The sequence below is a fragment of the Diaphorobacter sp. genome (assembly GCF_050251835.1).
In the GTDB taxonomy this organism is placed as follows: Bacteria; Pseudomonadota; Gammaproteobacteria; order Burkholderiales; family Burkholderiaceae_C; genus JBFXIE01.
The window spans coordinates 55,616-63,731 of the sequence record NZ_JBFWLZ010000017.1 but is presented as its reverse complement, the minus strand read 5'-3'; the positions used below and the strand labels follow the sequence as shown (position 1 = coordinate 63,731).

The 8,116-nt window shown below is 69.2% G+C and carries 8 protein-coding genes; 3 read left to right on the top strand and 5 right to left on the bottom strand.

Features of this window, described 5'->3' with window-relative positions; genetic code table 11:
* Window positions 1-275, top strand: a 275-nt coding sequence (locus tag AB7E35_RS08155) for an SDR family oxidoreductase (protein WP_428167383.1), incomplete at its 5' end; no start/stop codon positions are given.
* A gap of 2 nt (window positions 276-277) precedes the next feature.
* On the top strand, window positions 278-988 hold the full coding sequence (locus AB7E35_RS08150) for a glutathione S-transferase N-terminal domain-containing protein (protein ID WP_428164432.1): 711 nt from the start codon (window positions 278-280) through the stop codon (window positions 986-988).
* Between the two features lie 218 nt (window positions 989-1,206).
* Here the strand turns inward: AB7E35_RS08150 and AB7E35_RS08145 are convergent, their stop codons facing one another.
* The 5 genes from AB7E35_RS08145 to AB7E35_RS08125 form a co-directional block, all read right to left on the bottom strand.
* Window positions 1,207-3,294 (bottom strand): acetate--CoA ligase family protein, encoded by a 2,088-nt coding sequence (locus tag AB7E35_RS08145; protein WP_428164431.1) that lies wholly within the window; start codon window positions 3,292-3,294, stop codon window positions 1,207-1,209.
* A gap of 148 nt (window positions 3,295-3,442) precedes the next feature.
* Entirely contained in the window at window positions 3,443-4,429 is a 987-nt protein-coding gene (locus AB7E35_RS08140) for a tripartite tricarboxylate transporter substrate binding protein (protein ID WP_428167382.1), read from the bottom strand.
* A 166-nt stretch (window positions 4,430-4,595) separates the two neighbouring features.
* Window positions 4,596-4,973: a Zn-ribbon domain-containing OB-fold protein gene (locus AB7E35_RS08135; RefSeq protein ID WP_428163162.1), complete on the bottom strand. Its 378-nt coding sequence runs from the start codon at window positions 4,971-4,973 to the stop codon at window positions 4,596-4,598.
* Window positions 4,974-4,978: 5 nt separating this feature from the next.
* On the bottom strand, window positions 4,979-6,130 hold the full coding sequence (locus tag AB7E35_RS08130) for a thiolase family protein (RefSeq protein WP_428167381.1): 1,152 nt from the start codon (window positions 6,128-6,130) through the stop codon (window positions 4,979-4,981).
* Window positions 6,127-6,993 (bottom strand): IclR family transcriptional regulator, encoded by an 867-nt coding sequence (locus AB7E35_RS08125; RefSeq protein WP_428167380.1) that lies wholly within the window; start codon window positions 6,991-6,993, stop codon window positions 6,127-6,129. The genes AB7E35_RS08130 and AB7E35_RS08125 overlap by 4 nt, the downstream gene beginning before the upstream one ends.
* Window positions 6,994-7,213: 220 nt before the next feature.
* On the opposite strand from AB7E35_RS08125, the gene AB7E35_RS08120 reads away from it, so the two are divergent.
* The gene (locus AB7E35_RS08120; protein ID WP_428163159.1) at window positions 7,214-7,993 is read left to right on the top strand and encodes a tRNA-uridine aminocarboxypropyltransferase; all 780 of its coding nucleotides are present in this window, start codon (window positions 7,214-7,216) and stop codon (window positions 7,991-7,993) included.
* The last annotated feature ends 123 nt before the right edge of the window (window positions 7,994-8,116 follow it).

The window sequence follows — 8,116 nt, the reverse complement described above, 5'->3', positions numbered from 1 at the left end:
AGGCGGCGCTGCTGTCGCTCACGCGCACGGCGGCGCATGACCTGGGGCCGCATGGCATCACCGTCAACATGGTGTCGGGCGGGCTGCTGCGCACCACCGACGCCAGCAGCGCCACGCCCGAGGCGGTATTCGACCTCATCGCCAGCATGACCCCGCTGCGCCGCGTGACCACGCCGGCCGAGTTTGCCGACGCGGTGCTGTTTTTTCTGTCGCCCTGGGGCCGCGCCGTTACGGGGCAGAACCTGGTGGTCGATTGCGGCCTCGTGAAGGATTGATCATGAACACTACTCACCCCATTGCAGTCCACCCCATCACCGCCAAGTGGCCCGCGCGTCAGCCCGACCGGCTGCAGCTGTATTCCCTGGCCACGCCCAACGGCGTGAAGGTGTCGATCGCGCTGGAGGAAATGCAGCTGCCCTACGAGGCGCACCTGGTGAGCTTTGACAACAACGATCAGCTGTCGCCGGCGTTTCTGGCGCTCAACCCCAATAACAAAATCCCGGCCATCCTGGACCCCAACGGCCCGGGCGGCCAGCCGCTGGCGCTGTTCGAGTCCGGCGCCATCTTGATTTACCTGGCCGAGAAAACCGGCCGCTTTCTGCCCCAGGGCGCCGCGCGCTACGAGACGCTGCAATGGCTGATGTGGCAGATGGGCGGCGTGGGGCCGATGTTTGGCCAGCTGGGGTTCTTTCACAAGTTTGCCGGCAAGGACTACGAGGACAAGCGCCCGCTGGCGCGCTACGTGGCCGAATCGCGGCGCCTGCTGGGCGTGCTAGACCAGCGCCTGGCCGGCCGCGACTGGATCATGGGCAGCGACTACACCATCGCCGACATGGCCATCTTCCCCTGGGTGCGCAACCTGGTGGGCTTTTACGGCGCGGGCGATCTGGTGGGCTTTGATGCCTTCGCACAGGTGCAGCGCGTGCTGACCGCGTTCGAGGCGCGCCCCGCCGTGCAGCGGGGGTTGCAGATTCCGGCGCGGGGTTGACGCGGGGCGCTGATTAAGCGCCAAAAGTCCTATTTGGCGACATATTTCAGAGAGCGCTTGACATAAATTACCCCGTCATTCCGGAGAAGGCCGGAATCCAGGTGTCACGCACTGATCGCAACGGTAGATTCCGGCTTTCGCCGGAATGACGGGGATCTGAAACATCTACCTAATCAGGCCACAAGTGGCTCTAGCGCTTATTCAGTAGGCGCAAGCAGCTATGTTTTTGATACTTCCACCAGCGCATCCACCACCACGGCGCCCTGGCCTGCGGCGCTCACCATCACCGGGTTCAAGTCCAGCGATGCGATGGCGCCGCCCGCGCCCGCAATCACCTGGCCCACGGCCACGGTGATGCGCGACAGGGCTGCCACGTCCAGCGGCGGCTCGCCGCGCACGCCATCCAGCAGCGGGGCGATGCGCAGGGTGCGCAGCGCGGCCTGCACGTCGGCCTCGGAGAACGGGGGCAGCAGCACGGCGCAGTCCTTGAGCGCTTCCACGTACTTGCCGCCGTCGCCCACCACCACCACGGGGCCAAAGATCGGGTCCATGCGCGCGCCCACCATAAACTCATGCTGGCCCTTGCGCGTGGCCGCCACGATCACGCCGTCGCGCTGCACGCCCATCGCATCCATTTGGGCCCAAAAGCGCTCGAACAGTTCGGCCGCCTGCTCGCGCGTCTGCACATTCAGGGCCACCAGCCCGTGCTCGGACTTGTGCGGCACCTCGGCCGAGCAGGCCTTGACGACCGCGGGCGCGCCGATGGCGTCAAACGCCGCGCGCGCCTCGTCGGCGGTGCGGCACAGGTGCATGGGCACCGTGGGCACGCCGTGGCGCGCCAGCAGGCCCAGGCTGTCCACCTCGTTCAGAAAGCCTTGCGCGTCGGCAGGCACCTGCACCTGGGGCAATGCGGGCCAGGTGGCGCGCGGCTGGCGCATCAGCGTTGTGTGGCCGGCCACCTGGGCCAGCACGGCGATGGCCTCGCCCTCGTTGGGGAAGGTGGCGATGCCGTGGGCGCGAAAGGGCGCGGCCACGCTCTCTTGCCACGCGGCCACGGCCACGGGCTTGCCCGTAGCGGCCTCGAAGGCCGCAGCGTCGCGCGCAAACCGCTCCACGTCGTAGCCCGCGCCGGCCACGGGAATGTTCAAAAAGAACAGGTCGGCCGCCGGGTCCTGCGCCACGGCGGGCAGCACGTCACCAAACAAACCGCTGTTGGACAGCAGCGCGGCGGTGACGTCGATGGGGTTGCTGGCAGTGGCAAAGCCCGGCAGCTTGGAGGCCACGTCGGCCTGCGTGGCGGGGCTCAGCTGTGCCAGTTGCAGGCCCATGTCTTCGGCGGCGTCGGCGCCCATCACGCAGCTGGCGCCTGAGTTGCTGATCACCACCAGGCGGCGGCCCTCGGGGCGCCAGCCCTTCAGGTAGGCGTGGGCGGCGCGCGCCTGCTCATGCGGGTCGCGCACACGCCAGATGCCGTGGTGCTTGAAGAAGGCGTCCACCGTGCGGTCTTCGTTGGCCAGCGCGCCCGTGTGGGACGACGCGGCCTTCTGCCCGCTGGCCGATCGCCCGGCCTTTACCGCGACGATGGGCAGGTCGCGCTGGCGCGCATAGGCGGCGGTGGCGGCCAGCATGTCGGGGTTGGCAATGCTCTCCAGGTACAGCAGCAGCAGCCGTACGTCGGGGTCGTGCGCCACGGCCCAGGCCATCTCGGCGGCGGTCACGTCGGCCTCGTTTCCCGTGGCGTGCACATGGCGCACGCCCAGGCCGCGCCCGCGCACCAGGCCGTAGATCATGGAGCTCATGCCGCCGCTCTGGCTCACCACGCCCACGGGGCCGTCCATGGGCGGCACCTCGATGAACATGGTGGAAAAGCCCGCGATGGCGCCCGTGCCAAAGTTGGCCAGGCCCTGCGTGTTGGGGCCGTACAGGCGCATGCCCGCGGCGCGCGCGGTGGCCACCATGTGGTCTTGCAGCGCGCGCCCTTCGGGGCCCGTCTCGCCAAAGCCCGAGGCGATCACCACCGCGGCCTTCACGCCGCGCGCGGCGCATTCCTCCACGGCGGCGACGGTCTTGTCGCCGCCCACGGCAATCAGCGCCAGGTCGGGCACCTCGGGCAGCGCGGCCAGGCCGGCGTAGCTCTTGTATCCCTGGACTTCCTCGCGCGCCGGGTTGATGGGATAGATGGTGCCCCGGTAGCCGTGGCGCTGCATGTAGTGGATAGGGCGGCCGCCGATCTTGTGGATGTTCTCGGAGGCGCCGACGATGGCGACCGAGCGCGGATTGAGTGCGGAGGTAAGAAGGTCTTGCATGGTGGTTACGTGTGTCTCAGTGATCCATGGTCATGGCGCGCAAACCGTGAAACTGGCGCAACCCCCTGCGCGGCAGCCGAGCAAGGGCCGCCCCGCAGCGAGGGCTGCGTCCCCCTTTCAGGGGGAAGGCGCGCAGCGCCTCAGGGGGTCAGTCAATCTTTGCGCCCGAGGCCTTGACCACCTTGCCCCACTTGTCCACCTCGGCCTGCAGAAAGCCGGCGTAGGCGGTGGGCGTGTTCCAGGCGGCGGCAAAGCCCTGGGCTTCGAAGCGCTGCTTTACCTCGGGGTTGTCCAGCGCCTTCTTCAGTTCGGCGTTCAGGCGGTCCACCACCTCCTTGGGCGTGCCGGCAGGCGCCAGCACGCCGTTCCAGGCGATGGCCTCGTAGCCGGGCAGGCCGGACTCGGCCACCGTGGGGATGTCCGGCGCGCTGGGCGAGCGCTGGCTGCTGGTCACGGCCAGCGCCTTGAGCTTGCCCGCCTTCACATGCGGCATGGACGAGAGCATGGTGTCGAACATCAGATCCGCCTGGCCGCCCATCACGTCCGTGAGCGCAGGGGCGCTGCCCTTGTAGGGCACATGGGCCATCTTCACGCCGGCCATGGCGCTGAACAGCTCGGCCGACAGGTGCGTGGATTGGCCGTTGCCAGACGACGCGTAGTTGAGCCCGCCGGTCTTGGACTTGGCCAGCGCGATTAGCTCCTTGACGTTGTTGGCGGGCGTGGCGGGGTGGGTCACGATGACCAGCGGCCCGCTGGTGAGCTGCGACACGGGCGCAAAGTCCTTGGTGATGGAGTAGCTGAGCTTGGCGAACAGCGAGGGATTGATGGCATGCACCGTGGTGGCCACCACCAGCGTGTAGCCGTCCGCGGGGCTGCGCGCCACGGCCTCGGCACCAATGTTGGCGCCCCCGCCGGGGCGGTTGTCGATCACGAAGGGCTGGCCCATCTGCTCCTGCAGCTTTTGCGCCACCACGCGCGCCACGATGTCGGTGGGCCCGCCCGGCGGGTAAGGCACGACCAGCTTCACGGGCTTGTTGGGGTAGTCGTTGGCCCAGGCGAAGGGCGAGGCAGCGGCGCACAGCGCGGCGCAGACCAGGCCCGTGAAGCGGCGGCGGTGTAAAGAGGTGAATGGCATGGTTTGTCTCCTTGTGATCTTTCAGTCGATGGATGAAAAGCGCGGCCGATGCAACTGGCGCAACCGAAACCAGGGCAGCCGAGCAAGGGCCGCCCCGCAGCGAGGGCTGCGTCCCCCTGCCCGCGTTGCGCAGCAATGCGAGAGCGGGGGGAGGACGCGAAGCGTCTCAGGGGGGTGTTGCTTCATCTGGCACGAAGCGCAGCAGCGGCCGGCCCTGGTGCTCGAAGAATTCGGCGCGCACGCGCTCGCCGATCTGCACACCCGCGGCCGCGTGGCCCATGAGGCGCGGGCCCTCGTCGAGCTGCACGATCACCAGCGTGTAGGGCGCCAGCGCGCGGAAGTCCTCCGAGGGCGCGCGCGCCACCACCGTGGCGGCGCACACGGCGCCGGTGCCAGCGGCGTCGCGCCAGTCCAGCCGGTCGTGGCCGCAGCGTTGGCAGGCGTAGCGCGCCAGGGTCTGGGCATGGCCGCAGGCGGCGCAGCGTTGAAAGCGCACCACGCCCGCGCGCAGGCTGTCGTTGAAAGGGGTTGCCAGCGAGGTCATGGCGATCAGCCCTCCGTTGAAAGAATCAGGCTGACGTGGGACGACATCACGCCCCCGTCGGCATGGATGAAGGCGCGCCGTGGCGCCCGGATCTGGCGCTCGCCCGCCTGGCCCGTCATCTGGCGCCAGGCCTCCACGGTGTGGGCCATGCCGCCCGCCACGCCGCAGTGGCCGAACGACAGCAGGCCGCCGTGCGTGTTCAGCGGCAGCGCGCCGGTGGGCGCAAAGTCGCCCGCGCGGGCCCGTGCGGCGGCGCCGGCGCGTGGGGCAAAGCCAATCTCTTCGAGCAGCATCACCAGCGTGATCGTGAACGAGTCGTAAATGCCCAGGTAGTCGATGTCCGCCGGGGTCAGTCCCGCCTCGGCAAAGGCCCGGGTGGCGGCGTCGGCCGCGCCGCACTGCATCACGTCGGCCATGGCGGTGAGGTGCTGGTGGCGGTGCGCCTGGCCAGCGCCCGCCAGGCGCACGGCGGTGTGGGGGCCTGGGTCGGCAGAGACGACGAACGCCATGGCGCCGTCAGAGATGGGGCAGCAGTCCAGCAGCGACAGCGGCGCGGCGATGGGTTTGGCGGCCAGCACCTCGGCATGGGTGATGGGCGTGCGCAGGTGCGCCTCGGGGTGGCGCGCGGCGTTGGCGCGCATGAGCACCGCGAACTCGGCCAGGTCGGCGCTGGTGACGCCCGTGCGGTGCATGTATTCGGACGCCATCAGCGCGTAATACGCGGGCACGCTGGCGCCGTTGGGCACCTCGTAGTCGGCGTCGCCCACCTGGGCCAGGGTCTGGATGGAGCTGTCGCGCGACTGGCCCGTGAGGCGGTTCTCGCCCGCCACCACCAGCACGTTGCGGCAGCGGCCCGCGCGCACCAGCTCGCGCGCCGCCATCAGCATGGCCGCGCCCGTGGCGCCGCCCAGCTGCATGCTGTGCGCGTAGTGCGGCGCCAGGCCAAAGCGTTCGCAAAACAGCGTGGACAGCATCAAATGCGGCAGCGTGGTGGCATAGCCGCACAGCACGCCGTCAACGTCGGCACGCGCCAAATCGGCACTGGCCAGCGCCTGGCGCGCGGCGTCGGCCATCAAATCGAGCGCGCCGCGGCCTTCGTGGCGGCCAAAGGGGGTGCTGCCCGCGCCGCGCAGCCAGGCGGGGGAGGGTGAGGTCATCGCAATGTCTCCAGGGATGGGGGCTGTGGGGGTGTGCCCGCCTGCCGGCGGCTGGTGCGCATGGCCTCGGACCAGCGCACCTGGCACACAGTGGATTCGTGGATCAGCGCATGCGCCATGGCGGACTCGCGCGCAAGGATGCGGTCATTCAGCGCGGCGATGCTCAGGGCGGCCACGGGGCGGCCCTCGGGGTCGAGCACGGGCACGCCAATGCCACCCATGCGCTCGACCACCACGTCCAGCAGCACCACGTAACCGCGTTCACGCGCATCGGCAATGCGCTCGCGCAGCAGCGCGGGGGTGATGCGCGGGTAGCGGCTCATCTGGCTGGCCAAAATTTCCAGCGCCGCCTCGCGCTCGGCATCGGGCATCCAGGCCAGCAGCGCCAGGCTGCCTGCGCCCGCGCCCAGCGGGCGGCGGCTGCCCACGCGCAGGTAGTTGGCGCGGATGGGGTAGGTGCCGTCTTCCACGTCAATGCACAGCGACTCCACGCCGCTGGGGATGGACAGCACCGCGCTGTCCTCAAACTGGCCCACCAGCCGCAGCAGGCTGGGGCGCGCCAGCGGCCGCGGGTCAAAGCGCCGCAGCGCGGCCGCGCCCAGCACCATGAGTTCGGGCCCCAACGAGAACTGCTTGCTTTGCGCATCACGCGCCACAAAGCCGTCGCGCACCATCACCTCCAGCAGGCGCAGCGTGGTGGCCTTGTCCAGATCGGCCGCGGCTGCTATGTCGGTCAGGCGCGCATTGCCGCCCTCGGACATCACCCGCAGCACGCGCATGGCGCGCTCCACGGTGGACGTGCTGCCACCGGGCAGGTGGTTCACCACGGCCTTGGGGCGGGCGTTGGAATTGGGCGAGGACATGGTGTTTGTTTCTTTGGTTGAAACGTGATTTGTCATGGAATTTAGGTGTGAGTGGAGTTGTCGGTCAAAACCGATGTTTTAAATTTCAATGGGTAAAACAATCGTTTGGCGATGCCAGGGCTTACCCTGACGAGGCAGCGCCGCCGCGCGGCGCCCATGCCCGACAATCGCCGCCTTGACGCCACCCGTGTGCGCCCGCTGCGGGCGTGCGCCGCCTTTTATGTCCCATGCCGTTTCACTGCTGCGCGCTGCGCGCCTGGCCCGCAGCGCCAAGCCGTTTCTGGCGCGCGGCGGCTCGCGTCGCGAGCGCTGCGAAGGCTGCCGCCTGCCGCTGAGCCACTGCCAATGCGCGCTGCGCCCGCAGCCGGTGGTGCATGCGGGCATGTGCCTGCTGATGGCGGACATCGAGCCGCTCAAGCCCAGCAACACCGGCTGGCTGATTGCCGACCTGGTGCCGCACACCTACGCCTTTGGCTGGACGCGCACCGAGGTCGATCCGGCCCTGCTGGCGCTGCTGGCCGACCCGCAGTGGCAGCCGTATGTGGTGTTTCCGGGTGAATTTGCCGATGCCGCGCGCGTGGTGCGGGCGGTAGCGCCGCAGGCGGAGGTGGTGGCGGCCGGCGCTGCGCCGCACGGCCCGCGCCCGCTGTTCGTGCTGCTGGACGCCACCTGGCCCGAGGCGCGCAAGATGTTCCGCAAAAGTCCGTACCTGGACCGCTTTCCAGTGCTGAGCCTGCACAGCGACGAGGCTTCGCGCTACCGGCTGCGCCGCTCCACGCGCAGCGACCATTTCTGCACCGCCGAGGTGGCGGCCCTGTGCCTGGCGCAGGCGGGCGATGCGCATGCAGCCGCGCTGCTGCTGGCCTGGCTGGAGGTGTTTACCGAGCGCTACCTGCAGGCCAAGAACCAGCGCCCCGTGGATCTGGACAGCGCGGCGCACCAGCAGTTGCGTGCGCTGGCGGGTGCATCGTTTGTGTGCTCATCAAACGATAGCTGCTAGCGCTTGACAGATAAGGGATGGAGGCAGATTTGGCTTGTATTTTGCAGGGCCGGTGTTCCACGGCTGGGCCGCAGTGTTGCACTCAAGCCCGCTGGCCGAATCGACCTGTGGCCGCATCTGCTG